General features: G+C 51.0%; 27 protein-coding genes and 2 pseudogenes. 10 read left to right on the top strand and 19 right to left on the bottom strand.

The window, feature by feature from the left end; translation table 11 throughout:
• Positions 1-96: 96 nt before the first annotated feature.
• The 4 genes and pseudogenes from M0R33_RS08230 to M0R33_RS08245 form a co-directional block, all read left to right on the top strand.
• Positions 97-564 carry a DUF805 domain-containing protein gene (locus M0R33_RS08230; protein WP_292567707.1) on the top strand — a complete coding sequence of 156 codons (468 nt, stop codon included), beginning with the start codon at positions 97-99 and terminating at the stop codon, positions 562-564.
• 56 nt (positions 565-620) lie between these two features.
• Positions 621-1,277: a pyridoxamine 5'-phosphate oxidase family protein gene (locus tag M0R33_RS08235; RefSeq protein ID WP_292567709.1), complete on the top strand. Its 657-nt coding sequence runs from the start codon at positions 621-623 to the stop codon at positions 1,275-1,277.
• A 61-nt stretch (positions 1,278-1,338) separates the two neighbouring features.
• Positions 1,339-1,659, top strand: coding sequence for a hypothetical protein (locus tag M0R33_RS08240; RefSeq protein WP_292567711.1), 321 nt, complete (start codon positions 1,339-1,341; stop codon positions 1,657-1,659).
• A gap of 274 nt (positions 1,660-1,933) precedes the next feature.
• Positions 1,934-2,306 (top strand): annotated as a pseudogene (locus tag M0R33_RS08245) (transposase); the annotation flags it as partial.
• Positions 2,307-2,604: 298 nt separating this feature from the next.
• Here the strand turns inward: M0R33_RS08245 and M0R33_RS24395 are convergent.
• The 6 genes and pseudogenes from M0R33_RS24395 to gatC all read right to left on the bottom strand — a co-directional run bounded on the left by M0R33_RS24395 (position 2,605) and on the right by gatC (position 6,836).
• Positions 2,605-2,727, bottom strand: a complete 123-nt coding sequence (locus tag M0R33_RS24395; protein WP_366043380.1) for a DUF5615 family PIN-like protein — start codon at positions 2,725-2,727, stop codon at positions 2,605-2,607.
• Positions 2,727-2,953, bottom strand: a pseudogene (locus tag M0R33_RS08250) (DUF433 domain-containing protein). Before M0R33_RS08250 ends, M0R33_RS24395 begins: the two are co-directional and overlap by 1 nt.
• A 60-nt stretch (positions 2,954-3,013) precedes the next feature.
• Positions 3,014-4,453 carry an Asp-tRNA(Asn)/Glu-tRNA(Gln) amidotransferase subunit GatB gene (gene gatB / locus M0R33_RS08255; protein ID WP_292567713.1) on the bottom strand — a complete coding sequence of 480 codons (1,440 nt, stop codon included), beginning with the start codon at positions 4,451-4,453 and terminating at the stop codon, positions 3,014-3,016.
• Positions 4,454-4,472: 19 nt separating this feature from the next.
• Positions 4,473-5,075 carry a Uma2 family endonuclease gene (locus M0R33_RS08260; RefSeq protein WP_292567715.1) on the bottom strand — a complete coding sequence of 201 codons (603 nt, stop codon included), beginning with the start codon at positions 5,073-5,075 and terminating at the stop codon, positions 4,473-4,475.
• 13 nt (positions 5,076-5,088) lie between these two features.
• Positions 5,089-6,540, bottom strand: coding sequence for an Asp-tRNA(Asn)/Glu-tRNA(Gln) amidotransferase subunit GatA (gatA, locus tag M0R33_RS08265; RefSeq protein WP_292567717.1), 1,452 nt, complete (start codon positions 6,538-6,540; stop codon positions 5,089-5,091).
• An 8-nt stretch (positions 6,541-6,548) separates the two neighbouring features.
• Positions 6,549-6,836: an Asp-tRNA(Asn)/Glu-tRNA(Gln) amidotransferase subunit GatC gene (gene gatC, locus M0R33_RS08270; protein ID WP_292567718.1), complete on the bottom strand. Its 288-nt coding sequence runs from the start codon at positions 6,834-6,836 to the stop codon at positions 6,549-6,551.
• Positions 6,837-6,941: 105 nt separating this feature from the next.
• Between gatC and M0R33_RS08275 the strand changes: the two genes are divergently transcribed.
• The 6 genes from M0R33_RS08275 (at position 6,942) to mltB (ending at position 13,504) form a co-directional block, all read left to right on the top strand.
• Entirely contained in the window at positions 6,942-7,985 is a 1,044-nt protein-coding gene (locus M0R33_RS08275) for a rod shape-determining protein (protein WP_292567720.1), read from the top strand.
• Positions 7,986-8,158: 173 nt separating this feature from the next.
• Positions 8,159-9,052 (top strand): rod shape-determining protein MreC, encoded by an 894-nt coding sequence (gene mreC / locus M0R33_RS08280; RefSeq protein ID WP_292567946.1) that lies wholly within the window; start codon positions 8,159-8,161, stop codon positions 9,050-9,052.
• Positions 9,039-9,530 (top strand): rod shape-determining protein MreD, encoded by a 492-nt coding sequence (mreD, locus tag M0R33_RS08285; RefSeq protein WP_292567722.1) that lies wholly within the window; start codon positions 9,039-9,041, stop codon positions 9,528-9,530. The genes mreC and mreD overlap by 14 nt, the downstream gene beginning before the upstream one ends.
• Position 9,531: 1 nt before the next feature.
• The gene (mrdA, locus tag M0R33_RS08290) at positions 9,532-11,385 is read left to right on the top strand and encodes a penicillin-binding protein 2 (protein WP_292567723.1); all 1,854 of its coding nucleotides are present in this window, start codon (positions 9,532-9,534) and stop codon (positions 11,383-11,385) included.
• Positions 11,375-12,505 (top strand): rod shape-determining protein RodA, encoded by a 1,131-nt coding sequence (gene rodA / locus M0R33_RS08295; RefSeq protein ID WP_292567725.1) that lies wholly within the window; start codon positions 11,375-11,377, stop codon positions 12,503-12,505. Before mrdA ends, rodA begins: the two co-directional genes overlap by 11 nt.
• A 9-nt stretch (positions 12,506-12,514) precedes the next feature.
• Positions 12,515-13,504 carry a lytic murein transglycosylase B gene (mltB, locus tag M0R33_RS08300; protein ID WP_292567727.1) on the top strand — a complete coding sequence of 330 codons (990 nt, stop codon included), beginning with the start codon at positions 12,515-12,517 and terminating at the stop codon, positions 13,502-13,504.
• On the opposite strand, the gene thpR is transcribed toward mltB, so the two are convergent.
• The 13 genes from thpR to flgB form a co-directional block, all read right to left on the bottom strand.
• Positions 13,501-14,010 carry an RNA 2',3'-cyclic phosphodiesterase gene (gene thpR / locus M0R33_RS08305; protein WP_292567729.1) on the bottom strand — a complete coding sequence of 170 codons (510 nt, stop codon included), beginning with the start codon at positions 14,008-14,010 and terminating at the stop codon, positions 13,501-13,503. The genes mltB and thpR overlap by 4 nt on opposite strands.
• On the bottom strand, positions 14,007-14,681 hold the full coding sequence (locus tag M0R33_RS08310) for a TlpA family protein disulfide reductase (RefSeq protein ID WP_292567731.1): 675 nt from the start codon (positions 14,679-14,681) through the stop codon (positions 14,007-14,009). The genes thpR and M0R33_RS08310 overlap by 4 nt, the downstream gene beginning before the upstream one ends.
• A gap of 24 nt (positions 14,682-14,705) precedes the next feature.
• Positions 14,706-15,620: a flagellar hook-associated protein FlgL gene (gene flgL / locus M0R33_RS08315; RefSeq protein ID WP_292567732.1), complete on the bottom strand. Its 915-nt coding sequence runs from the start codon at positions 15,618-15,620 to the stop codon at positions 14,706-14,708.
• An 11-nt stretch (positions 15,621-15,631) separates the two neighbouring features.
• Positions 15,632-17,293: a flagellar hook-associated protein FlgK gene (gene flgK, locus M0R33_RS08320; RefSeq protein ID WP_292567734.1), complete on the bottom strand. Its 1,662-nt coding sequence runs from the start codon at positions 17,291-17,293 to the stop codon at positions 15,632-15,634.
• 9 nt (positions 17,294-17,302) lie between these two features.
• Positions 17,303-18,337 carry a flagellar assembly peptidoglycan hydrolase FlgJ gene (gene flgJ / locus M0R33_RS08325; RefSeq protein ID WP_292567736.1) on the bottom strand — a complete coding sequence of 345 codons (1,035 nt, stop codon included), beginning with the start codon at positions 18,335-18,337 and terminating at the stop codon, positions 17,303-17,305.
• 85 nt (positions 18,338-18,422) lie between these two features.
• The gene (locus M0R33_RS08330; protein ID WP_292567738.1) at positions 18,423-19,523 is read right to left on the bottom strand and encodes a flagellar basal body P-ring protein FlgI; all 1,101 of its coding nucleotides are present in this window, start codon (positions 19,521-19,523) and stop codon (positions 18,423-18,425) included.
• A 33-nt stretch (positions 19,524-19,556) separates the two neighbouring features.
• On the bottom strand, positions 19,557-20,225 hold the full coding sequence (flgH, locus tag M0R33_RS08335; protein WP_292567740.1) for a flagellar basal body L-ring protein FlgH: 669 nt from the start codon (positions 20,223-20,225) through the stop codon (positions 19,557-19,559).
• A 16-nt stretch (positions 20,226-20,241) separates the two neighbouring features.
• The gene (gene flgG, locus M0R33_RS08340) at positions 20,242-21,030 is read right to left on the bottom strand and encodes a flagellar basal-body rod protein FlgG (RefSeq protein WP_292567742.1); all 789 of its coding nucleotides are present in this window, start codon (positions 21,028-21,030) and stop codon (positions 20,242-20,244) included.
• 50 nt (positions 21,031-21,080) lie between these two features.
• Positions 21,081-21,830: a flagellar basal-body rod protein FlgF gene (gene flgF, locus M0R33_RS08345; protein WP_292567744.1), complete on the bottom strand. Its 750-nt coding sequence runs from the start codon at positions 21,828-21,830 to the stop codon at positions 21,081-21,083.
• A gap of 15 nt (positions 21,831-21,845) precedes the next feature.
• A complete protein-coding gene (gene flgE / locus M0R33_RS08350) occupies positions 21,846-23,150 on the bottom strand; it encodes a flagellar hook protein FlgE (protein ID WP_292567746.1) in 1,305 nt (434 codons plus the stop codon).
• Between the two features lie 9 nt (positions 23,151-23,159).
• Positions 23,160-23,834, bottom strand: a complete 675-nt coding sequence (locus tag M0R33_RS08355; protein WP_292567748.1) for a flagellar hook assembly protein FlgD — start codon at positions 23,832-23,834, stop codon at positions 23,160-23,162.
• A gap of 10 nt (positions 23,835-23,844) precedes the next feature.
• Complete coding sequence (flgC, locus tag M0R33_RS08360; protein WP_292567750.1) at positions 23,845-24,261, bottom strand: flagellar basal body rod protein FlgC; 417 nt, start codon at positions 24,259-24,261, stop codon at positions 23,845-23,847.
• Positions 24,262-24,263: 2 nt separating this feature from the next.
• On the bottom strand, positions 24,264-24,656 hold the full coding sequence (gene flgB / locus M0R33_RS08365) for a flagellar basal body rod protein FlgB (protein WP_292567752.1): 393 nt from the start codon (positions 24,654-24,656) through the stop codon (positions 24,264-24,266).
• Positions 24,657-24,974 lie beyond the last annotated feature (318 nt).

Consider the following 24,974-nt stretch of genomic DNA (forward strand, 5'->3'; position numbering starts at 1 on the left):
TATAGAAAGCAACAACACCTTGCCGAATGGTATTATGCCGGGCTTCACGGCCCGGCAATGCCGGATACTTTATGGTAATAGACCCAAGGACAGCGCATGGATAAAAATGCCAAACCAGCCTCTTCCGGCTCTACGCCAGCCATACTCAGATATAACCGCGCCGGTTTTTTCGTTTTGGGCGTTTTACCCGCCGTGAATGCTATCGGCCTGCTTCTGTATGGACTGGGCATTGCGACCCATGGCACGGGCGGCGCGGCGCGTTCCCTGCCTGTGCTGATTGTGTTGGCTATCTTGTGCCTGTTGGTGTCGATGTTCGCCGGCATTAAGAGAGGCCACGACCTGGGCTGGTCCAGCTGGCTAACAGCACTCGCTTACGTGTTTACCCTGGGCATGGGGCCGGTCGCTGTGCTGCTGATTGCTTACTTTGCCTGCGCCAAAGGCTTGCCGGCCGAGAATGAATATGGCCAGCCCCCCCCACCGGGATCTTTCAGCGCATGGTTCTGGGCACTATTTGTAATTATCTGTTCCTGGTTCGCCCTGGCAACTGCGGGCCGTATTCTCTAGCAAAGCGATAAGATCATACAAACCCCAACCAGAAACTTAAAAAAGACGGAGGCAAAATGAGCGAAATTTACGGCGAGCAGCACCGACTGTTACAACAACAATTTGAATCCACAAAATTGGCGGACAGAGTTAAAGAGCTGATTGTGTTACCGGAAATAAGCGCTGAACATAAAGCGTTTATCGAAAGCCGGGACATGTTTTTTCTGACCACCATAGACCATCGCGGCTACCCTACCTGTTCCTATAAGGGAGGGTCACCGGGCTTTATTAAAGTACTGGACGATAAAACCCTGGCTTTTCCAAGTTACGACGGCAACGGCATGTTTTTATCGATGGGTAATATCGAGGCCAATAACAAAATCGGCATGTTATTGATCGATTTTGAAACTCCGCACCGGGTAAGAATACACGGCACCGCCGGCATCGATAAACAAGATCCGCTAATCCGGGAATTTCCCGGAGCAACCTTGCTTGTGCGTGTGCTCATCACGGAAATTTTCGTCAATTGTCCGCGTTATATTCATAAATACCAACGTATAGAAAGCTCAAAATACACCCCCAAGGCCGACTTCGAAGCGCCGTTACCCCCACAATGGAAACGCATAGACGCCGTACAGGATGTGTTATCCGAGCAGGAACAAGCAATGGTAAAGCAACAAGGAACGATCACACCTGAAGAATACGGCGAATTGATCCTGAAGGGTCAAGCCTGACAGTCATGTTTTCTGGCCGGATATTGTCCGATATACGGCTTAAAAGAGCCGTGGGAATTATATGGCTACACTAACGCCGTTTCTATTTCCGTTACTGGCTAATTTATGGGGCATCTATCTGGTGTTGAGACAGAAACGCCCGGCCATTTTCAGCGTGTTGTTAACCAATCTGGCCGGTTCCCTGCTGTTTGGTTTATCCGTGTCCATTCGGGTTTGGTGTTGCGCCACGGATACGGATTGGTGGTTAATGCCGCTGTTGTTAGCACCCTTGGAATATTGGCAGCGGTTTGGAATAGCCATAATCTCGCTTTCAGCGCTTCTGGCTGGCTGGTCAAAAATCCGTAAAACCCGGAAGCACTTATCATCTTCGCTAAGACCATAACAAATCCCGTTCAAGCCATCGCTTTCCGCCGTTTAAGCGGGATTTTGCTTGCGCCCCGCCAAAAGCGATTATCTTGACGGGTGCTACCGTTATGGTCAAAGCCCAAACATCACGTAACCACTTAGGACTGCAACGCTCAAACTGAATACCTTAAGTTTATCCAGCCAAGATTTCTCGCCCCAGTAATAAAGCATGCTGGCTTTTTTGCGCAGTAAAAATTTGGCAGCCGTTTGACAGCTCGTGGACCCGCTTGGACGACGCGAAATCCCCGGCGATCGAACGTTACCGCGATCACGGCACCCACGAACAATTCCACTCCGAATTCAAGACCGACCTCGACCTGGAACGCTTGCCATCCGGCAAATTCGACACCCAACGACGTCATCCTGCGCTTGGGCATGCCGGCTTGCAACTGCCTGCGGTTACTCGGTCAATTAGGTTTACTCGGCAACTTGGTGCCGATCCGAAATCCGGCCAAGCGGCGGCGGATCAGAACAGTGTTACAGAAAATCATGCACCGTGCCGCGCAGGTCATCCACCAAGCAAGACAATGGTGGCTGGATTTGGGGCAAGCATCGCCGGTTGCCAGGCTGTTTGAGTATTTGCAGCAACGTTTGCTGGTGCAGCCAAAAGCCGCACCAAAATAAACGCCGGCGAAAATACCGTGTTCCACGTACTCGCCATCCCTGCCGATCAAGCCGGGTTGCCAAGCATTTGCCAGTTGTCGGCCAAACGTGCAAAAAATACGATGATACAAGGTGGTGTTAGGTTTTTTTAGGATAAATCGACGGTAGGCCGCTAAAAACAACCCGATGATGGTCCGGTTAACCGAAAAAAAATGCGCTTATGCGTAGTCGGGGGCAATTAGGCTACCGGCAGCACGGATTCAGGATAAAAATCAGTATCTTTCGTGACAATTACAAAACCCTGATCTTTCGCAAATTTCTAAATGGTTCTGTCATCGACATTTTCTAAATTCAATAAGGCGACCTGCGAACTTCCGGGAAAAGCATCTTGCAAACAAGGAATTACTCGCCGAGACAAATACTCATCAAGCAGCAGCTTCATTAAACTATCGCAGACAAACTATGCCCTCGATTGGTTACAAACGCCAAACAAGCCCGGATATCTTTCTCTTCCAACTCAGGAAAATCCTCCAATATCTCGGCTTCACCCATCCCATCGGCCAACCATCCCAATCCGTTGTAAACGGTAATTCTGAGTCCCCGAACGCAAGGTTTACCTCTCCTTTGTCCGGGCTCCAATGTAATATATCGCAGTAATCAATCGCCATCGTAACGCCCTCAACGATTCATAACGGACCAGGATACATGCGATTTGTACTCCACAGCGACTAACCTCTCAACTTCCCTATCAACATCTTATTCACTTCCCCAGGATTGGCCTTGCCCTGAGTTTCCTTCATAACCTGACCGACCAGCGCCATCAGCGCCTTATCCTTACCGGACAAAAATTGTTCGACAGGAACCGGGTTGGCTGCAATCACTTTGTCGACTATGGCTTCAATCGCGCCGGTGTCGGTGATTTGTTTCAAGCCTTCCTGCTCGATGATCTCATCTGCGGTGGCGGTACCGTTCCATAATTTATCGAACACCTGTTTGGCGATTTTGCCGGAGATGGTGTTGTCGGCGATACGTTTTAACAGACCGGCCAGACGCTCGGCGTTGACCGGGCAATCGCCGATTTCCAGGCCTGCTTTGTTCAAGGCGCCCAATACGTCGCCGGTCATCCAGTTGCCTGCCAGCTTGGCTTCGCCGCCGGATTCGGCCACCACTTGCTCGTAAAAATCCGCCAGTTCGCGCGACGAAGTCAAAGTCGCGGCACTTTCCAGATCCAGACTGTATTGCTCTAGGAAACGCTGTTTCTTGGTTTCCGGCAATTCCGGTAACGTGGCGCGAATTTCATCCTTGAGCGATTCTTCAATTTCCACCGGCAATAAATCGGGATCGGGGAAGTAACGGTAGTCATTGGCTTCTTCCTTGCTGCGCATCGAACGGGTTTCGTCTTTGTTGGCATCGTAAAGCCGGGTTTCCTGCACGACTGTGCCGCCGGCTTCGATCACCTCGATTTGCCGCTCGATTTCGTGATTGATGGCTTTTTCGACGAATTTAAACGAGTTGATATTCTTGATTTCGGCACGGGTACCGAATTCTTGTTGGCCTTTGGGGCGCACCGAAACATTGGCGTCGCAACGGAATGAGCCTTCCTGCATATTGCCGTCGCAGATTTCCAGGTAGCGCACCAGTTCGTGCAACTTGCGCATGTAAGCCACGGCCTCCTTGGCGGAACGCATATCCGGCTCGGAAACGATTTCCAGCAGCGGTGTGCCCGCGCGGTTCAGGTCGATACCGGTCAGGCCGTGAAAATCTTCATGCAGCGATTTGCCGGCATCTTCTTCTAAATGGGCGCGGGTAATACCGATGCGTTTGCCGACGCCGTCGACATCGATATCCAGATGACCGTTGCCCACGATGGGCAACTCAAACTGGCTGATCTGATAGCCCTTCGGCAGGTCCGGGTAAAAATAATTTTTCCGGGCGAACACCGAATGCGGAGCGATTTTAGCGTCGATGGCCAACCCGAAGGTAACGGCCTTGCGCACCGCATCTTTATTCAATACCGGCAACACGCCTGGTAAACCCAGGTCGACCGCGCAGGCCTGGGTATTGGGCTCCGCGCCATAAGCCGTGGCCGCGCCGGAAAAAATTTTGGATTTGGTGGATAGTTGAGTATGGATTTCCAGGCCGATGACGGCTTCCCATTGTGAGTTCATGCTTGGTTTCCTTTATAGCTTATTCGGCAAAAACGTCGTTCAGATCGATTTGCAGGTCGGGGAATAAATGCGGAATGGCGATTTCGTTGCCGGGATACAGTGCGCGCAATTGGTATTTTCCGTACTGGTCCAGCACGAATTGCTGGACAATTTGTTCGTACGGGAATACTAGCCAATATTCGCTGACCCCGCTTTCTTCATACAAACCAAATTTCAAGCGCACTTCTTTCCGGCCATTACCCGGCGACAAGACTTCAATAATCCAGTCCGGCGCGCCGTCACAGCCTTGTTCAGTCAGTTTGTCCTTGTCGCAGATCACGCATAGATCGGGCTGTACGACACTCAATGCTTCGCCATTTTTAAGTCGTGATTTGCGGCGGTCATACAACTTAACGTCGAAGGGGGCGACAAATAACTGACAACTTTTGCGTTTAAAGTGGTTGCCCAAACTTAGCGACATGTTAAGCGATATGCGTTGATGCTTAAGGTTTGGCGCGGGCGACATCGCCATGATCTTGCCCTTGATCAACTCGACCGATTCTTCGAGTTGCCAAGTTAAATAATCGGCATAGCTGTAAGTGCCGTCGGGGTCCAGTTGCGATAATTGCGTGATAGGCGCCATATTGCCTCCCGTGTTATTCGAAGCCTTTTGGTATTTGCAAATGCCAACCGGTGACTTGCTGATAGCGGTGACCGATATTCAACAGCTTAGGTTCGCTGAAATAATTACCGATTACCTGCAAACCGACCGGCATGTCGTCGAAAAATCCGGCCGGAATCGACATGGCCGGCAATCCGGCTAGATTGATGGCGATGGTGTAAATATCTTCCAAATACATCTGGATGGGGTCGCTGGTTTTTTCGCCTATCCTAAACGCAGTGCCGGGCGACACCGGCCCCATCAACACATCCACTTCGGACAATGCCCGTTTGAAATCGTCGCTGATTAGGCGGCGCACTTGTTGCGCTTTTAAATAGTAAGCATCGTAGTAACCGGCGGACAACGCATAAGTACCCATTAAAATCCGCCGTTTGACTTCGGCGCCGAAGGCTTCGCCGCGCGAGCGGGTGTATAGGTCGGCCAGGTCCTGCGGACTCTGGCAACGATAGCCGAATCTGACGCCGTCATAGCGGGACAAATTGGACGAACATTCCGCCGAGGCGATCACGTAGTAAGCCGGAATCGCCAATTTCAGGTTGGGCATGGAAACCTCTTTGATTTCCGCACCCATTTTTTGATATTCAGCGATTGCCGTCTGAATCACTGCGGCGATATTGCCATCCAGCTGATCGGTGAAAAATTCCTTGGGCAAACCGATTTTCAAACCTTGCAGGCTATCGTTAAGGCCCGCGCTATAATCCGGCACCGGCTGATCTACGCTGGTGGAATCCTTGCTATCGAACCCGGCCATGACCTGCATCATTAGCGCCGCATCTTCCGCGTTGCGGGCCATCGGGCCGCCTTGATCCAGACTGGACGCATAAGCGATCATGCCGTAGCGGGACACCCGGCCGTAGGTTGGTTTTAAACCGGTGATGCCGCAAAAGGCCGCCGGCTGGCGGATGGAGCCGCCGGTATCGGTGCCGGTGGCGACAGGGGTCAGACGCGCCGCCACCGCAACGGCCGAACCGCCCGATGATCCGCCGGACACGCAACAGGTATCCCATGGATTATGCGCCACACCGTAAAAACTGGTTTCATTGGATGAGCCCATGGCGAACTCGTCCATATTCAATTTGCCCAACATCACGCTGCCGGCCCGTTCGAATTTTTCAACCACCGTGGCGCTATAAGGCGCGATAAAGTTATCCAGCATTTTTGACCCGCAGCTGGTTTTGGTGCCTAGGGTGCAGAAAATATCTTTCTGCGCCACCGGAATTCCGGTTAACGGCGCGGCCTGGCCGGTCGCCAATAATTGATCGGCTGCATGCGCTTGCCGTATTGCGCCGTCTTCACAAACCGTGATAAAAGCGTTCAACGTTTCGTGCCGGCCAATCCGGCCCAAGAATGTCTGGGTCAATTCGACACTGGAAAATTGTTTGCTGCGCAGCCCGGCTGCCAATTCGGTTAAGGTTTTGTTATGCATAATCGTCTTTAATCGATGACTTTAGGTACTAAATAGAGTCCCGCTTCGGTCTGCGGAGCAACGGATTGGAAACGGTCACGCTGATCCGTTTCGGTCACCACATCCTCGCGCAGCCGTTGCATTTGATCCAGGGGATGGGCCATGGGCGCCACACCGGCGGTATCTGCCTGCCCCATCTGCGTCATCAAATCCAGCATGCTGGATAAATCATTGGCATAGCTTTCAATTTGTTGGTCTTCAATGCCCAACCTGGCAAGGTGGGCGATTTTTTTCACGTCACTGGCCGTCAACGACATCATTAAGCTCCATGTTGAGTAATGTAAATATGATACTTTATATCTTGCCCTACTGCCCGCTTGATTGATAAAGTAGCGGGATTTTCTGTGCGCTTTGGTGTAATCATGTTCAAACGAATTCGCGGCCTCTTTTCTAACGACTTATCGATCGATTTGGGTACGGCAAACACCCTTATTTATGTTCCAGGCCAAGGAATCGTGCTAAACGAACCTTCCGTGGTGGCTATTAAGGAAGATAAAATCCGCGGACAAAAAACTATTGCGGCAATCGGTTCCGAAGCAAAAAGCATGCTGGGCCGTACGCCCGGCAACATTACCGCCATCCGGCCTTTAAAAGACGGCGTAATCGCGGATTTCGCGGTAACCGAACGCATGCTGCGGTATTTCATCAAAAAAGTGCATGAAAACAAATTGCTGCGTCCTAGCCCGCGCATTTTAATCTGCGTACCTTGCGGCTCCACCCAAGTGGAACGCCGCGCTATCCGCGAATCGGCTGCCATGGCCGGTGCGCGGGAAGTGTATTTAATTGAAGAACCCATGTCGGCCGCGGTGGGCGCGGGTCTGCCGGTCGATACGCCACACGGCTCCATGGTGTTGGATATTGGCGGCGGCACCTCGGAAGTGGCGGTTATTTCCCTAAACGGCATCGTCTATTCCGCATCGGTCCGCATCGGCGGCGACCGTTTCGATGACGCTATCATCAGTTATGTGCGCCGCAATTACGGCACCTTGATCGGCGAGGCCACCGCGGAAAAAATCAAACACGAAATCGGTGCCGCCTATCCGGGTAGCGAAGTACGCGAAATGCAGGTGACCGGCCGCAATCTGGCCGAGGGCGTGCCGCGCAGCTTTTCCCTGAACAGCAACGAAATTTTGGAAGCCTTGCAGGAACCCCTATCCGGTATCGTCAGCGCCGTCAAAGTCGCTTTGGAACAAACCCCGCCGGAATTGGGCGCGGACGTAGCCAGCCAAGGCATTGTGCTAACCGGCGGCGGCGCCCTGTTAAAAGATATCGACCGTCTGATTGCCGAGGAAACCGGCCTGCCGGTGTTTATCGCCGACGATCCATTGACCTGCGTCGCCAGAGGCGGCGGTATGGTGTTGGAAATGCTGGATAAAAAAGGCGCCTCGGCGTTTTCCTTGGAATAAATTTAACGCCACTCAACATTCGGCAACCCTGACAGCTCGGATTCCGAGCTGTCAGGGTACGTTACGGCGGCGCCAACCGCTGACTTCGTTGCTGTGGTAGTATGGGCCATCTTTAATCGGCAGACACTTTTTAGCTGAGTTTGCCGCGTCATCATTATGCTTGAGGTTTTGCCATAAAACTTTTATTTGCCCAAGGCCCTTCGCTTAACACGCGCCTGTTAGTGGCCATTTTGGCTTCAATCGCATTATTGGTAACCGATTATCGAACGCAGTTTCTGCACCCACTGCGCTCCCTCTTGTCTATTGCAACCTATCCGATCCAGGTTTTAGCCAGCCTGCCGGGCGATAGCATTAAAACCATGTCTGATACGGTACTCTCCTACGTAGAATTGCAAAAAGAAAACAGACGCCTGAAGGAAACACAGCTGATTAACGCGGCCAAACTGTTAAAACTGGCCGCCCTGGAAAAAGAAAATATTCGGCTGCGCGTGCTGCTGGAAAACTCCTTTCAGCTTGGCGAACAAGTATTGATTGCCGAATTGCTGTCGGTAAAACTGGCGCCCTATGAACACACCGTGGTTGTGAATAAAGGCACCCGTTTCGGCGTGCACCCCGAGCAGCCGGTACTGGATGCCAACGGTATCGTCGGCCAGGTAATACGCGCCCTGCCCTCCAGCTCGGAAGTAATGCTCATTACCGACCCGGACCACGCCATTCCGGTTGAGGTCAATCGCAACGGCTTGCGGACTATTGCCTTCGGCACCGGCCTGCCCAATCGCTTACAACTGCCCTTTTTAGCTAAAAATGCCGATATCGTACCTGGCGACTTATTGGTTACCTCGGGTTTGGGCGGCGTGTTTCCGGCCGGCTACCCCGTGGCTGTAGTGGATAAATTCGAAACCCGACCGGACAAGTCGTTCGCCAATATTTACGCCACGCCCAAAGCCCAACTGGAAACCAGCCGCGAATTTTTGATCGTCTGGAGCGACTCGACCCCCGTGTTTCTGGACAAACACCAAGAACCCCAACCTTCCGACAAGCCGGAAACCGAGCATGCCAAACCCTAGCCCGTTCGCGCCCTTCTATTTCATAGCGACTTTGGCTATCGCCATGATACTGCGCATCATGGACTTATTTCCGGGCACGGTTGAATTCAATCCCGACTGGATCGCGCTAGCCTTGATTTATTGGTCCATTGCCTTACCCGAGCGGTTTGGGGTATTTACCGCATTTTCGGTCGGCTTGCTGACCGATGTCCTGACCAGTCATTTGCTGGGCCAATATGCCCTGATTTATGCCCTATTCAGTTATTTCAGCATCAGGCAACACCGCCGGCTACGCCAATTTCCGCTGATACAGCAATGCGTATTCGTGTTTTTTTGCCTACTGTGCGGTCATAGCCTGATTTTCGGCATGGAAAGTATGCAAGCAGCGAATCGACTGCCTTTGTCGTTTTGGTATCCTGTGCTTACCGGCTCCTTGGCCTGGCCACTGGTGTTCATGGTCCTGCGGGCGATTCGGGTCTTGGCGCGTATCAGCGGATAAAATGGATAGACTTTTTGCTATCAAGGATTCTCTGGCGGAAAACCGGATATTTCTGAGCCGCATCGTGGCGGCTTTTTTGCTGATCCTGGTGTTGATCGCCGGACTGATTGTCAGACTGGTCTATTTACAGGTGGTCGGGCACGAGCATTACGCCACGCTGTCCAAAGACAACCGCATTAAAATTTCGCCGTTACCGCCCACTCGCGGCATCATTTACGACCGCCATGGCCGAATGCTGGCTGAAAACGTGCCCACCTACAGTCTGGAATTGATCCCGGAGCAAATCAAGGATTTAGACGGCACCTTGGCGAAACTGCAAAAGCTGCTGACCATTCCAGACGACAAAATCGAGCAATTTCATAAGCAAAGAAAACGGAATAAAGCCTTTGTCACTACGCCGCTATTGCAAAACCTGTCGGACGAAGATGTGGCAAAATTTGCCGTGGTCAGACCCTATTTCCCAGGCGTCGACGTCTACGCCCGCTTGGTGCGCCATTATCCATACGGCGAACTGGCCGCGCATGTGGTCGGTTATGTCGGCCGTATCAACGAGCAGGAATTAAAAACCCTCCCCACCGCCGAATACCGCGGCACCGACATCATCGGTAAAAACGGTATCGAAAAATCCTACGAATCCCAATTGCTGGGCACCGCCGGCTATGAAGAAATCGAAACCAACGCTCAGGCCAGGGCCGTCAATACGGTAGCCACGGTGGAACCGATTGCCGGCTCCAACATTTATCTAACCCTGGACATCGATCTGCAAAAAATTGCCTACGATGCGCTGGGCGAATACAACGGCGCCGCCGTGGCGATTGATATTAAAACCGGCGGGGTACTGGCTTTCGCCAGCAGGCCCGGATTCGATCCCAATCCGTTTGTAACCGGGATATCCTACAAAGAATACAAGGCCCTGCGCGACTCGCCCGATCAACCGCTCTATAATCGCGCTTTGCGCGGCCTGTATCCGCCCGGCTCCACGGTTAAACCCTTTATCGCCCTGGCCGGACTGGAGTATGGCGTCATCGATTACAGGCACCGGTTGTTTTGTCCGGGTTATTACCAATTGCCCAACGTTAAACACAAGTACCGCGACTGGAAAAAAGGCGGACATGGCATGGTCGATATGAACGACGCCATCACTCAATCCTGTGATGTCTATTTTTACGAACTGGCGATGGCCCTGGGCATCGATCGATTATCCGAATTCATGCATCGTTTCGGGTTCGGCGAAAAAAGCGGTATCGATCTGGTCGGCGAAGTCAGCGGCTTAATGCCGTCCAAGAACTGGAAACGCAGCCATCGCAATCGCCCCTGGTACCCAGGGGAAACCGTGATCACCGGTATCGGTCAGGGTTATACTCAAGTAACCCCGCTACAATTGGCGCGCGCCACCGCCATTTTGGCCAATTACGGCAAGGTTATCACCCCGCACTTGGTACAGGAAATCATCACCCCGGATTACGCCACCCCCCCGGAATTATTGCCGGACAGAGAAATCCCTTTAATGAAACAGCATGTCGATAATATCATTACCTCCATGACTAATGTAGTTCACGGCTACCGCGGTACCGCGGGCCGCATATCCAAACACATTAATTACCAGATTGCCGGCAAAACCGGCACGGCCCAGGTTTTTACCGTCAAACAGGAAGAAAAGTACAACGAGGATGCCATCGATTTTAAAATGCGCGACCATGCCTTGTTCATCGCCTTTGCGCCGGTACACGACCCCAAAATCGCGGTAGCCGTAGTCGTCGAACATGGTGGCCACGGGGGTTCTATAGCGGCCCCCATGGCCGGAGACATCATCAACGCCTATCTCAGCCCCAAGGAGGCGCCGCATGAAGATTGAAATGCGTACCGAACAGTTTCAGTCGCCGTCATTACTCGGTAACTTGCTGCGCAAGTTACATGTCGATATTCCGTTGTTTTTGATCCTGATCTTGATTTGCACGCTCAGTTTTGTGATCTTGTATAGCGCCGGCGGCCAAAATGAGGCGCTGTTAATGCGTCATGCCAGCCGCATGGGTTTGGCGATTGCCGTGATGATCGTTTTGGCACATATCAATCCGCGCCGTTTTCAGTCCTTTTCCGTAGCTTTTTTTAGCCTTTGCCTGCTGCTGCTGCTAGCGGTTGCCGTGATGGGCCAAATCAGCATGGGCGCGCAACGCTGGCTGGATTTGGGCTTTTTTCGCTTTCAACCGTCCGAATTCACCAAGATAGCCGCGCCCATGATGGTCGCCTGGTATTTGTCCGAACATTCGCTACCGCCCAAACCCAAAAACGTTCTCGCGGCCGGCATATTATTACTGATTCCCGTGTTGCTAATCGCCAAACAGCCGGATCTTGGTACCTCGTTGCTGGTGGCCAGTTCCGGCGCGGCAGTACTGTTTTTTGCCGGCCTGTCCTGGTGGTTCATGATCGGCATTGCGGTGCTGCTGGCGGCATCGACCCCAATTTTGTGGCATTTCCTGCGCGAGTATCAGCGCAACCGGGTACTGACTTTTATCAATCCGGAAGCCGACCCGATGGGCACGGGCTACCATATCATCCAGTCTAAAATTGCCATCGGCTCCGGCGGCATCAGCGGTAAAGGCTGGCTGGGCAGCACCCAATCCAAGTTGGACTTTTTACCGGAAAGCTCCACCGACTTCATTTTTGCCGTGTTTGCCGAAGAGTTCGGCTTGTTCGGCTGCGTCGGTTTGTTGTTCTTGTATTTACTGGTCATCAGCCGTTGCTTTTACATTGCCGTGCAATCTCAGGATACTTATTGCCGCTTGTTGGCCGGCAGTCTGGCTTTTACTTTTTTTGTTTATGTGTTCGTCAACATCGGCATGGTGATCGGCATTTTGCCGGTGGTCGGCGTTCCCTTACCTCTGGTCAGTTACGGCGGCACCTCCATGGTGACCCTGATGGCCGGCTTCGGCATTTTGATGTCGATACACACCCACCGTAAACTTTTACCCATCTAATTCAAGCCTATGAAACCATATATTCACTTATCCGCCGCCCTACTCAGCGCCAGCCTGATGACTGCAGGCACCGCAACCGCTGAAATCCCCCAAACCGACGCCTTAAATCGCTTTATCAATCAGATGGTCAAACAGCATCATTTCAACGGAGCCGAACTTAACCGCTTGTTTCAGTCGGTCAATATCCAGCAACCTATCCTGAACGCCATGGGCAAACCGGCGGAAGGCAAGCCGTGGTATCAATACCGCGAAATATTCATGACGGACTCCCGCATAGACGGTGGGGTACAATTCTGGCGCGAAAACGAAGCCGCTTTAAAAGCAGTGGAACAACAATACGGCGTGCCTGCCGAAATCATCATTGCCATTATCGGCGTGGAAACCAAATACGGTGCGTTTACCGGCAAATACCGGGTGATCGACGCCTTATCGACCCTGGGCTTCGCCTACCCGTCCCGCAGCGAATTTTTCTTGAAGGAGTTGGAAAACTTTTTGTTGTTAAGTCGCGAAGAACACCTGGACCCGTTACAACCGTTGGGCTCATATGCCGGCGCAATGGGATTGGCGCAATTCATGCCTAGCAGTTACAGGGCCTATGCCAAGGATTTCGATCAGGATAAAAAACGCGACATTTGGCATAACAATAGCGACGCTATCGCCAGCGTTGCCAACTATTTTGTCGCTAATCACTGGCAACGCGGCGGGGCTATTACCTATCAAGTCTCGGCTAAGGGCGATACCTATAAAAAGGCCTTAAGCAAAGGCGTCAAGCCGGATGTATCGATAGGTCAACTGCGTAAATTGGGCGTCGACATCCCGAAACAATTGCGGAATAACGAACAAGCCAAATTACTGAGCTATCCCATGCCCGATTACGAACAACTCTGGCTGGGCCTGCATAATTTTTATGTAATCACCCGGTATAACCACAGCCCGCTGTACGCCATGGCCGCTTATCAATTAAGTCAGGCCATACGCGAGAAAAAGACCCACAATTAAGCCGCGAGCCCCCATCGCTGCAACACCCGGTACTCCACTCCCGCGGGAGTGGAGCTGGATTCCACCAGACAAAAACTATCGGCCTGCCAAATAATCGGCTCAAATTCGGCCCGCGGGAGTTGCTTGGCCTTTCGCAGCAAAGTAACATGCGGCTTATAGGGCCGCTGGTCAACCGGTATGCGGTTTTGTACAGCGGCGACCGTCAACGCAGTCACCCAATTTAACAATACCGTGTCGGCCGGTTCGGCGCGCAAGCATACGATTGCCGGTTTTTTCCAAAACTCAATCCGATCGAACCTTAAGCAAAACGCCTCAATGGCAATTTGGCCGGCCGCGTTGCTGACGGCTTGCTGCCGGACGGCATCGACTGAGCCTAAAAACACTAAGGTGACATGCAGATTGTTGGCCGAGACCGGCTTGCCGAAACTGTGCATACCCCGACAGAGCTGCTGGCATTGTCGCCGGGTATTTTGATCCGGCCAAAGGGCAAAAAACAGCCGCTTCATGCCGGCACGGGTTCTGCTAAAAGTTGCTGAATATTGCTTTCCAGTCCCGGAAAAAATCCGAATCCGCTGAACCGCAGCACGCCCTGTTTATCGAGCAATAGGTGTGAAGGTGTGCCCTGCAAACCAAAACAATCGAAGGTCTCGGCACGGTATTCGCGCTGCTGTAAAAAACGGAACACCTGTTGGCGGATTTGTTGTCGATATTCAGCCGACTGCACCGCGAGAGCCGGTAGATTGTGTTGGATATAGTTATCAACGCTCAGTTCGCTAACAGGCAGCTCGGCTTTAACCAAGCGATCCACAGCCACCGGAAACGGAATTCGATATTGCCAGCCGCCGTTCACTAATTGCCCATGCTCGCCAAGCGCCTTTAGCGTTTCGCCTATCACTTGCCCCTTCTCGAGTAGCAGTTGCAAATTCTGCCGGGTGTTTTTATCAAAATCTTCAAATGCGGTGGCCACCCCCAACACCGTCAGACCATGCATTGAATAGCGCTGATGTAAATCGATGGCCTGCGGCAATGCATACAAAAAGCAGCCAGGACAATTAACCTGAAACACCTCTACCAAGACAACCTGCCCACGCAGTTGGGCAAAATCGACGGCATCTCCCTGCAGCCATTCCTCTACCAGCAACGGTGGTGCGATTCGCTCTAATTGCGCGACAGCCATATTCAGCACCCATCTGTAAGCAATTTAATTGATAAAGTTGAATAACGACAAATTCTGTACCTTTATAAATGCTTGTTGCGCCGCTTGCAAGGACGTTTGCTGTAAATTGAATTTACTGATGGCATCGGCATAATCCAGATCGCCTATGGCCGAGGCTGTGGCTTTATTATCCAGAATATAGTCGTCATTGAGGCTTTCCTGATTATCCAAGGCATGCAAGCGGGCGCCGGTGGAAGCCCGGGTGGTCTCGATTCGCTTCAATGCCTCATCCAAATCGGTCAGCGAATTGGAGGACGGTTGATTATTTTTCAAATCCAGGGAAAGCTGCTCCACGGCCTGAAAAACATTGCCAATGGAACCGGCCGTCAACACACCGGGCGTCAGCTCTCCGAACACCGTGTTTCCAGGATCGCCATCGGTCAGCGTCCGCTCGGGCCCTATCGCGATATTCCGCCGAGTATCGGGCTCGCCATCGAAGCTATAGCCGGCGGCGCCCTTGCTGTAAGCAGGCACATTACTTTTGGTCCCGGAAAACAGATATTCGCCATTAGCGTTTTGAGTGTTCGCTAAGCCCAATAGATGCTGGTTTAATTGGTCGATTTCAGCAGCAATCTGTGTGCGGTTTTCCTGAGTATTGGTGTCGTTCAAGCCCTGAACAGCGAGCTCCCTGATACGCTGCAGTGTATCCGTGGCGTTACCGAGACTGGACTCTTGCAGACCCAGCCTTTGCCTGGCCACACCGATATTGACCTGATATTGCTCATTCTCCTTGATGTTTTGCTGTAGGTTAATCAGCCCTGTGACAGCCGTCGGATTTTCCGAAGGTTTCAGATATTTTTGTCCGGAAGACAATTTAAGCTGCGCTTCGCTCAACTTGACTTGTTGATTCAGCATCGCATCAACGGCGAGTTGTTGACTCCATGAAGTGGAAATGCGCATGATGATATCTCCTAACGAATCACGCCGAGTAGGCTGTCAAATAAAGCATTGGCAACAGATACCGCTTTGGCCGCGGCTTGATAGGAATTTTGGAATTTAATCAGATTAGCCGCTTCTTCGTCCAAATTGACTCCGACCAAATCTTCCCTGGCCTGAGTGGCTTGATCCAGCAAAACCTTTTGCGCACTTCGGCTAACGGAAGCATTGTGGGTTTTCGAACCAACATCCGAGACTAGCTGCCCGTAAACTTGGGTAAATGAACTTTTACCCCCGAACATCAGGTTGAGCGATTCAAGTCCGGCCAGTTCCAATGCCTTGCTATTATCACCCGGTTGATTTTTTGCGCCGGCCGCGGCAATCTGTCCGGGAGTCGAAATGGCGGGATTAATCTTTATCGACTCGGCAGCTTTAAAAAACGGACTGACTTTAAACGAGTCGCCGATATTAACAGACCCGGCTCCCGAGAAATTTAAATTAAATCCGAACGCAGCCAGACCGGCATCGCTTAAGCCCGCGGCGATACTGTTATCGCTTAAATTAGTCAGCGTGTAGACGTTGTTGGGCGCCACCCCGGTCACCTCCACCCGATAGGATGCCCCTAGATTCACCGCGGCGGTGGGAGCAACGAAATCGGCGGTCACCGTCAAATTACTATCCTGGACATTACTGACCACCGGCAGGTTGGTTGGCGACCCCAGATCGAAAAACTTCAGACCAGGGTTGTCGTTAAGATCATAACCGTCTTGATGGACTTTGTTAAACTCTATGGCCAATCCAGTAGCCAGCAAACCCAACTGGTTCTGGGCGGAATCCAACATCTCATCCCTAAAACGTAAATTTCCGTATATTTCGCCGCCTGTCAGATTACCGGTAATGTCTTCGCCATTTAGCTTAACCAGCAGATGACTGGGATCGTTAGCAGCCCCTTGCAGGGACAAGCTGGATGCATTTGTACCCAGTACCAGGGGCTGGCCTTGCTGGGTAAAGATACTGAAGCTGCCGTCAGGTTGCGGTACCACCGAAATATCCATTTTTTCCGCTACCTTGGACAACAATAAATCGCGTTGATCCATCAACTCGTTAGGTAATTGCTGACCGCTGGTTTTACCCACAGCATCCATAATCCGACGATTGAGATCGGCAATGGATTTGGTGAAACTGTTGACTTCTTTTACTGAAGTATCCAGATTACTATTAACCTGTTGCCGCAGATCATCGAACCGGTTGCTCATGGTATTAAACTGCCGCGCGATAGCATCCCCTTCCGACAGCATAACCTGCCGGGCGGGAATCGAAGTGGGATCGTTCGCCACATCGTTGACAGCATTAAAAAATGATTTCATGGCCGGCGACAAACCGGTGCTTTCATTGGCTATCAAATTGTCCATTTGCGTCGACAACAAGTAAAAGCTGTCCACATCGTTAAAAGCGGTTGCGCTGGAACGTTGCTGAGTATTGACAAACTCATCATAACTTCGCTTGATATTGGTTGCATTGACGCCGCTACCGAGATAACCGTGCCCGACAAATTGCTCGGGCGACGTTTGCAGTTCCACTCGCTGGCGGCTATAACCTTCCGTATTAACATTGCTGATATTATTGCTGGTGACTTCCAACGAACGTTGGAATGCCGCCAAACCCGATAAAGCCGAACCTAAAATACCGATGGCCATAACAACCCCCTACCCCGCACTCACCAGCGCCTGATCGGCGATTTGGCTGTTATAAATACTCATGATTTTCTCCGCATAGCGAGGATCGGTCGCATAACCGGCCTTTTGCAGCTCCCGGACATATTGGGCAGGATGATCGGCCTTCTTCAAAGCCTCGCTATAACGGGGATTCGATTTGATGAATTTCACATAATCGTCAAAGCTTTGTTTATAAGAATCGTATGATCTAAATCCCGCCATTTCTTTTCTGGCCACCCCGTTCTCATATTCCAAAGTGGATACTTGATTTTGTTTGCCTTGCCAACTTTTATCGGCTTTGATATTAAAAAGATTAAAACTACTTTCACCTTCGGCATTTTTGATCACCGATTTTCCCCATCCGGTTTCTAACGCGGCCTGCGCTAACAGCACATTGGCATCCACGCCAAGTTCATCGGCGGCCTGCTGCGCATGAGGCGACAACTGACTCATAAATAATTGTTTGTTAAGCGCCATTTCGCCGCCACCCAGATCGGACTGCATGGCTTTCCATTGCTCATCAAGGGCTTTTTGACTTTGTTCCAAACGCTCAAGGCTTTCCTGTAAGCGGTTTAAGCCGGATTCTTCCATGGCTTGGGCGGCCGTGACACTAGCGGTAGTCGTATTTGGGGCAGTATTAAGCGACTGACCGGCTGCTTGAGCTTTGATACCCATGGCTCGGTTCAAATAATCGCCGGCCTGCATCTCTTGGTCTTTCTCGCTTTTTGGCTTGGGCGACAATTGCTTGGCGATTAAATCAGCCAATCCGACACCCGGTTTGCCGGCCAGATTGATCGCCATCTGTTGATCAAACATATCCCGATAAAAATCGCTTTGTTTGCTATCCAAAGCTCCATCCGCTAATTTTGCTTGGCGCATGCTTTTTAAAACCATGGTCAGGAATACGGATTCGAATTGCTTGGCGACTTCAGCGATTGCTTCGGGCGTTTGCTCGCGCGCACCTTGTTTCAGTTTTGCCAGACCATTAAAGTCCGTGTATACGGATGCAGCGTCGGTATTTAACATGAGTTCCTCCTAAAAGCCGGCTGAAAGCGAGTTTGAATAAAACCATCGTCCAGCCTTTTACCTTTCATAACTTGTCTGAATTTTTTTAAATCACTATCAATTCGGCCCGCAAAGCGCCCGCCGATTTCAACGCCTCTAAAATCGCCACCAAATCGCTGGGCCCCGCGCCTACCCCATTGACGGCTTTGACGATTTCATCCAATGTGACACCGGGGTTGAAAACAAACATATGGTTGTTTTCCTGATTGACCGCAATATCGGATTGGGGTACCACGACAGTCTGCCCACCCGATAGTGGCGCCGGTTGACTAACCTGTGGGTTTTCATTAATGGTAACGGTTAAGCTGCCATGAGATACGGCGGCCGGCTGCACTCTGACTTTACTGTTGATGACCACCGTTCCGGTTCTGGAATTGATGATGATTTTAGCCGGCGCGTCATCCGGTGAAAGCTCGATGTTTTCAATCACAGATACGAAACCTACCCGCTGGCTTGAATTCGCCGGTGCTCTAACACTCACCGAGGTGCCGTCGATCGCCGTGGCCGTTCCCGCACCCACGGTGTTGTTAATGGCTTCCACCATACGGTTGGCCGTCGTGAAATCGGAGCTGTTTAAGTCAAACACTACATCCGTACCTTCTTCGAAAGAAGTCGGCACGCTACGTTCCACTGTGGCGCCGTTATCAATACGGCCGACCAGCGGGTTGTTAACGGTAATTTTTGAGCCGTCCTGGCCTGACGCACTTAATCCGCCCACCACTAAATTGCCTTGCGCCACTGCGTAGACATTGCCATCGGCACCGCGCAGGGGCGTCATCAATAAAGAACCGCCGCGCAAACTTTTCGCATCACCAATAGACGATACCGTAACGTCAATTCTTTGACCTGGTTTGGCGAAAGCCGGCAACTCGGCGTGAATGCTGACTACAGCTGTATTCTTGGTTTTCGGATTGGAATCCGGCGGCAAAGTAATGCCTAAATTTCCGGCCATGTTACGCAAACTCTGCCGCACGAATAATGAAGACACGTCCCCGGATTTATCAAGACCGGTGACCAAACCGAAACCGACTAATTGGTTGGTACGTACACCGGAGACCGAGGCCAAGTCTTTAATTCGTTCGGCTCGTGTATAACCGCATGACAAGAGTAGTGCCATAAATAGGATTGAACCGAGAATTTTGTTCATTGTCGTCTCCGAAAACGTTGGTTTCGAACGCTATTAAAAAGGAAATATCGGGCTCAGGAAAAACCGCGCTAGCCAACCGATTTTGCTGGAATCGTTCATGCCGCCGTCGCCTTTATACATAATGGTGGCGTCTGCTATCTTGGCGGAAGAAATGGTGTTGGCGGTAGAGATGTCGATGGGCCGTACAATGCCCGATAAACGCACATATTCATCGCCATCATTCATCGCCACCCGTTTTTCACCTCTAACTCTCAAGTTGCCGTTGGGTAACACCTCCACCACCGTGACGCTAATAGCGCCGGTCAGGCTGTTACTTTGATTAGCCGTGCCGCCGCCGTCAAAGGAAGATGAAGCGGCCAAACTGGTTTTCAAGTCGTGTCCCAATAGTGCCTGGCTGGCAATACCGAACAGGGTTGGCGCGGTGACCGATACGCTGGTATCTTTTGCCGCCGTCGCATCGGCCAGTTTTTTGGCTTTTGTGGCTTCGTTTAAGGTCACTGTCAGCACATCGCCCACTCTGCGGGTTTTAATGTCTTCGAACAAACGAATGTCGTAACCCGATTGATAGATAGCGCCGTTTCTTTGCGCCGGGGGGCGCAAGTCGGCCGGTTGCACCGGGGCAAAGTCCGGGTCTCTTTTGGGCAGCGTGTCGCAACCGGTCAAGATTGCCAGCGATAAGCCCATTAAAATCAATGCTTTCATAATTGATGTCCTACCTTTAGAGTTGCTGTGTAACGAACGACAGCATCTCGTCTGTGGTGGAAATGGCTTTGGAGTTCATCTCGTAAGCGCGTTGGGTTTCAATCATATTGACCAATTCCTCCACCACATTCACGTTTGAAGTTTCCAATGCCCCTTGTTGCAATGAACCCAACTCGTTTTCTCCAGGAATGCCGATAATCGGTGGACCGCTGGCAACAGATTCGCGGAAAAGATTTTCCCCAACTGGTTCCAGCCCGGTCGGGTTGATGAAGTCTGCTAATTGGATCTGACCGACGTTGGTTGCCGCCGCGCTGCCGGGTTGAACAACATTGACGGTACCGTCCCGGCCTATGCTGATGCTAATCGCGTCCTGGGGGATGGTGATATTGGGTTCCAGCGTCAAACCGCCCGAAGTGACGAGTTGACCGGTCGAATCCAACTTAAGCGAACCGTCGCGCGTGTAATCGATGTCGCCGTTCGGCATTAAAATCTGGATATAACCGCGTCCGTTGATCGCCACATCCAACGAGTTTTCGGTTTGTAGAATATTGCCCTGGGTATGCAGTTTTTCGGTTGCGACGGTTCTTACCCCGGTACCTAACTGTAAACCCGTGGGCAGTTGAGTATTTTGGGTGGTTTGCGAGCCGACCTGTCTGACGTTTTGATAAATCAAATCTTCAAATAGCGGGCGTGATTTTTTAAAGCCTGTGGTATTGACGTTGGCCAGATTATTGGAAATAACCGCCATTCGGGTTTGTTGGGCATCCAGGCCGGTTTTGGCCACCCATAATGCTCGTTCTGTCATGACAACCTCCTGACTGACATTTATTTGTCTTATCAGGAGTAATGCAGATTCTATGCCATTTGCATCAGTTTGGTGGAAACACCCGCGTTGTCATCGACGGCTTTCATGACTTTGGTTTGCAATTCAAAATTACGCGATAGTTCGATCATCTCCACCATGGCGGACATGGCATTGACATTACTGGCTTCCAGCGAACCCTGGATCAGACTGACGTTAGCGTCCGGCTTAGGGGGGGGGGCGCCGACTTGCTTGAGATGCATCAGGCCATCGTCGCCTTTTTCCAGATTCTGATTGCCGGGATTGACTAATTTTATCCGCTCCAGCAAAACCAGATTGGTTGCATTAGCGCCTTGCGGAATCATACTAATGGTACCGTCGCGGCCAATTTCTACCTTTTGGGCGGGCGGTATGGCAATAGGTTGCCCATTTTCGCCTATCAGATTCTGACCGGCGCCGTTTTGCAGTAGACCCTGCGGGGTAATCCGCAAATTACCCGCGCGAGTGTAAGCTTCCGAGCCATCCTTGGCTTGCACCACAAACCAGCCCTCCCCATTGATGGCCACATCCATATCCCGTCCGGTGGTTTGCAAACCTCCGGAGGAAAGGTCGCTACCGGGACGTTCCGTCATACTGTAAACCCGCGAAGGATAGCCGGGGCCGAAGGAAGGCATGGCACGAAACTGCTCAAAATCCGATTTAAAACCCGTGGTTTGGGTATTAGCCAAATTATTGGCATTCGCCGATTGCGCCAACAATGTCTGCTTGGCGCCATTCATAGCAATATAAAGGCTACGATCCATGATCGTTCTCCCTCATTAAATATTGAGTATGGCTTGCATAATCTGGTTCTCGGTGGTGATGGTCTGAGCATTGGCTTGATAATGTTGCTGAGCCACGATCAGATTAACCAACTGGGCCGACAAATCCACATTAGAAGCTTCCAAAGCACCGGACTGAATAGTACCGAAATTATTTCCACCCGCCTCACCGCGTATCGGTTCACCCGAGTTGGCACTTTGTCCCCAAGTAGTATCACCCAATTTGGCTAAGCCATTGACATTGGGAAAGCGGGTTAAGGCAACTTGCCCCACGGTCGTGGATCCGCCATTACTAAACCGAGCAAAAATAACCCCTTCGTCATCAATATCGATACCCGTTAGACGTCCGGCAGGCAAGCCATTTTGCGACATTTCGTTGACGCTGAATTTCTGTTGCACCTGTGTGGAGCCTACATAACTGATTGCAGAAATATCGATGGGTGCAGCACCATTACCAGGATCATACGTCGGACTCATGGAAAATATCGAGGCGGCATTGTCCACCAATTTACCTGTATCATCGAAAACCAATGTTCCCGTGCCGACCGCTGTCTTGGGTATCAGCGCCGGATCCGCGCCAGCAAGCGCTGGCTCGCTCATATAGTGATGAACGGCCCACGTGTTATCCGCCACTACTGGCGGGCCAACCGGATCCGCCGCTACTTTAACGAAATAACTGGTCATTATATGAGGAGACCCTAACGAATCATATACGGTTACTGAGGTCTGATTGTTATAGCTGGTGCTCTGATTCGGATCAAAAACAGCAGTAGAAGGAGGCAACTGTTGAGAATCAACATTAACGACCATATCCACGCTGCTGGTTGCGGAAGGCAAACCGGTTAATGTATTGATTTGCACCGGCTGAGTAACACCCACGCTAAATCCGTCAGATACTTTTGTACCGTTAGGTCTATACACCAGTAAGGCAGAGCCTTGATTATTCACCAAATAACCATCCTTATCCAGCTTGAATTCACCCGAACGGGTATAGGATAAATTATTCGTTTCAGTTGGACTTTTACCCAGCGTAAAAAAACCCTCGCCGCTAATCGCCAAATCCAAATTATTATCCGTGAATTGCAAATTACCCTGATTAAATTGCTGCGCAACATTGGCAACTCTGACCCCCGCCCCCGGCTGGATACTACTGACCCCGCCCAAACTGGATGCATAGACATCCGCAAACTCGGATCGCGACTTTTTAAAACCAACGGTATTGGCATTGGCAATATTATTGCCCGTCACCGCCAGATTGTTGGATGCGGCATTTAGACCGCTTAATGCTGTAGTAAATGGCATGACCGCCTCCTAAAGAATTTGTTTAATCTGATTAAATTTAACCGGCCCCAGGCCAGTCAGGTTTACTTGCAAGCCGCCACTACCGCTGCCCATGGTGACGCTTTGCACTTTTGAAGTGATATTGGTCGCCAAAGCAGTATTGGTTCCGTCGATTTGCGTTTGGGCCTCGACCGTATAAATCCCGGGATTCGCAAACTGGCCATTGTTATCCATTCCATCCCAAACAAAGGCATTGGTGCCGGATGATAGCGCCCCCAGATTCATATCCCGCACAGTCTCGCCGGTCTGCGGGTTAATAATTTTCAAGGTCACGGACGGCGAGCTACTGGGCAAACTGAAGTCGCCGGAAACCGTGCCGCCGGCGGCCAATAACGCCTGCTGACTTGGCGCGGATACATAACGCCCGACCAGACTGGCGGCCTGCAATGCTTGATCCGAGCTGATGGAACTGGCGAAATCCTTGAAGGACGCCTGCAAATCCTGTATTCCGGAAACGGTACTAAATTGCGCCATCTGCCCCAGAAACTCGCCGTTATCCATAGGCTTCATGGGATCTTGGTGAGTCAATTGGGTAGTCAGCAATTTCAAAAACTGTTCTTGCCCTAATGTCTGCTTTTGCGGAGTTGCGTTATTGGTAGTCGCCAGACCTATATTTGAGTAAGTATCTATTGTATTGGTAGCCATGACTTATCCCTCACTGTCCCATTTTCAAGGTCTGCAATATCAGATTTTTTGCGGTATTCAACACTTCCACATTGTTTTCGTAGGATCGCGATGCGGACATCATATTGGCCATTTCCTCTACCGTATTGACATTAGGTTTATAGATGTACCCCAGCTCGTCCGCCATGGGATGATTGGGTGCATATTCCATGACGGGCGGAGCCTGACTCTCAACAACCCCCATCACATTCACACTGCTGGCGGCGTTATCTTTATCCATGATATTTTTTAATTCGGCGGCAAATACCGGCTGCCTGGATTTGTATACCTCATCTATGCTGCTACTCACACTGTTGGCATTGGATATATTGCTCGCCACCAGATTTAATCGGAGGTTTTGCGCATTCATGCCGCTACCGGCAATATTAAAGATGTTCATAGACGACATGATTATTCTCCACGTATGGCCGACATAAGCCCGGAAAACCTGTTATTGATGAATCGTAAACTGGCCTGGTATTGGACTGCGTTTTCGGCATATTTGGATTGCTCAATATGGGCTTCTACCGTATTACCGTCCAATGAAGGCTGTTGCGGGTTTCGGTAAAGCAAATCGGCGCCCAGTAATGTCTGCGGCCCGGTCAAATGCCCTACTTGGGTCCGATCCATATGCCCGGTCTTATCCATTGTTTGCGAGAGTACCGATTTGAAATCCAAATCCTTCGCTTTGTAATCCGGGGTATCGACATTCGCCAAATTGGCCGCAAGGATTTCGCTACGCTTTTCGCGTAAGGCCAAAGCTTGCGGGTGAATACCTAACGCATTGTTGAAATTGATTGCCATGTTAGTCACCTCCTGTTTTAAAAAACAAAAGCAGGTGTCATGCCATAATAATTATTAGCTTTATTTTCAACAAATTAAAAAAATTGATTTATTATTCAGGTGTCAAAAAAACAGTTGCGGCATAAGGCGGCAAAAAATTTCCGCTTGAAATACGGGTCAATATTCTGACGGCTGCTGGCTTTACGGCGGGAGATAAGGCGTTCGGGAAATAGCGTCGACAGCCTATGAAATAGGCTGCCTAACGTATAAGGTTAGATTGTGTGAGCGGAGCGAACCACAATCTGAACCGGTTGTTGGACAAGCCCGGGAATATCGGAG

Origin of the sequence: Methylomonas sp. (genome assembly GCF_023228165.1) — a bacterium.
Taxonomy (GTDB): Bacteria; Pseudomonadota; Gammaproteobacteria; order Methylococcales; family Methylomonadaceae; genus Methylomonas.

Bases quoted from the DNA above. Each gene is read 5' to 3' on its own strand.
- M0R33_RS08260 (WP_292567715.1), bottom strand. From the start codon at position 5,075: ATGGCGCCTATCACGCAATTATCGCAACTGGACCCCGACGGCACTTAC.
- M0R33_RS08310 (WP_292567731.1), bottom strand. From the start codon at position 14,681: ATGGCTGTCGCGCAATTAGAGCGAATCGCACCACCGTTGCTGGTAGAG.
- flgK (WP_292567734.1), bottom strand. From the start codon at position 17,293: ATGGCCATCGGTATTTTAGGTTCGGCTTTATCGGGTTTGGCGGCATTC.
- M0R33_RS08330 (WP_292567738.1), bottom strand. From the start codon at position 19,523: ATGAACAAAATTCTCGGTTCAATCCTATTTATGGCACTACTCTTGTCA.
- flgB (WP_292567752.1), bottom strand. From the start codon at position 24,656: ATGGCAATCAATTTCAACAATGCGTTAGGTATTCACCCGCAAGCTTTG.
- flgJ (WP_292567736.1), bottom strand. From the start codon at position 18,337: ATGTTAAATACCGACGCTGCATCCGTATACACGGACTTTAATGGTCTG.
- flgE (WP_292567746.1), bottom strand. From the start codon at position 23,150: ATGCCATTTACTACAGCATTAAGCGGTCTAAATGCCGCATCCAACAAT.
- gatB (WP_292567713.1), bottom strand. From the start codon at position 4,453: ATGAACTCACAATGGGAAGCCGTCATCGGCCTGGAAATCCATACTCAA.
- M0R33_RS08235 (WP_292567709.1), top strand. From the start codon at position 621: ATGAGCGAAATTTACGGCGAGCAGCACCGACTGTTACAACAACAATTT.
- flgF (WP_292567744.1), bottom strand. From the start codon at position 21,830: ATGGATCGTAGCCTTTATATTGCTATGAATGGCGCCAAGCAGACATTG.
- flgL (WP_292567732.1), bottom strand. From the start codon at position 15,620: ATGCGCATTTCCACTTCATGGAGTCAACAACTCGCCGTTGATGCGATG.
- flgG (WP_292567742.1), bottom strand. From the start codon at position 21,030: ATGACAGAACGAGCATTATGGGTGGCCAAAACCGGCCTGGATGCCCAA.
- gatA (WP_292567717.1), bottom strand. From the start codon at position 6,540: ATGCATAACAAAACCTTAACCGAATTGGCAGCCGGGCTGCGCAGCAAA.
- thpR (WP_292567729.1), bottom strand. From the start codon at position 14,010: ATGAAGCGGCTGTTTTTTGCCCTTTGGCCGGATCAAAATACCCGGCGA.
- rodA (WP_292567725.1), top strand. From the start codon at position 11,375: ATGAAGATTGAAATGCGTACCGAACAGTTTCAGTCGCCGTCATTACTC.
- flgH (WP_292567740.1), bottom strand. From the start codon at position 20,225: ATGAAAGCATTGATTTTAATGGGCTTATCGCTGGCAATCTTGACCGGT.
- M0R33_RS08240 (WP_292567711.1), top strand. From the start codon at position 1,339: ATGGCTACACTAACGCCGTTTCTATTTCCGTTACTGGCTAATTTATGG.
- mrdA (WP_292567723.1), top strand. From the start codon at position 9,532: ATGGATAGACTTTTTGCTATCAAGGATTCTCTGGCGGAAAACCGGATA.
- gatC (WP_292567718.1), bottom strand. From the start codon at position 6,836: ATGTCGTTGACGGCCAGTGACGTGAAAAAAATCGCCCACCTTGCCAGG.
- M0R33_RS24395 (WP_366043380.1), bottom strand. From the start codon at position 2,727: ATGAAGCTGCTGCTTGATGAGTATTTGTCTCGGCGAGTAATTCCTTGT.
- flgC (WP_292567750.1), bottom strand. From the start codon at position 24,261: ATGTCGTCTATGAACATCTTTAATATTGCCGGTAGCGGCATGAATGCG.
- M0R33_RS08275 (WP_292567720.1), top strand. From the start codon at position 6,942: ATGTTCAAACGAATTCGCGGCCTCTTTTCTAACGACTTATCGATCGAT.
- M0R33_RS08355 (WP_292567748.1), bottom strand. From the start codon at position 23,834: ATGGCTACCAATACAATAGATACTTACTCAAATATAGGTCTGGCGACT.
- mreD (WP_292567722.1), top strand. From the start codon at position 9,039: ATGCCAAACCCTAGCCCGTTCGCGCCCTTCTATTTCATAGCGACTTTG.
- mltB (WP_292567727.1), top strand. From the start codon at position 12,515: ATGAAACCATATATTCACTTATCCGCCGCCCTACTCAGCGCCAGCCTG.
- M0R33_RS08230 (WP_292567707.1), top strand. From the start codon at position 97: ATGGATAAAAATGCCAAACCAGCCTCTTCCGGCTCTACGCCAGCCATA.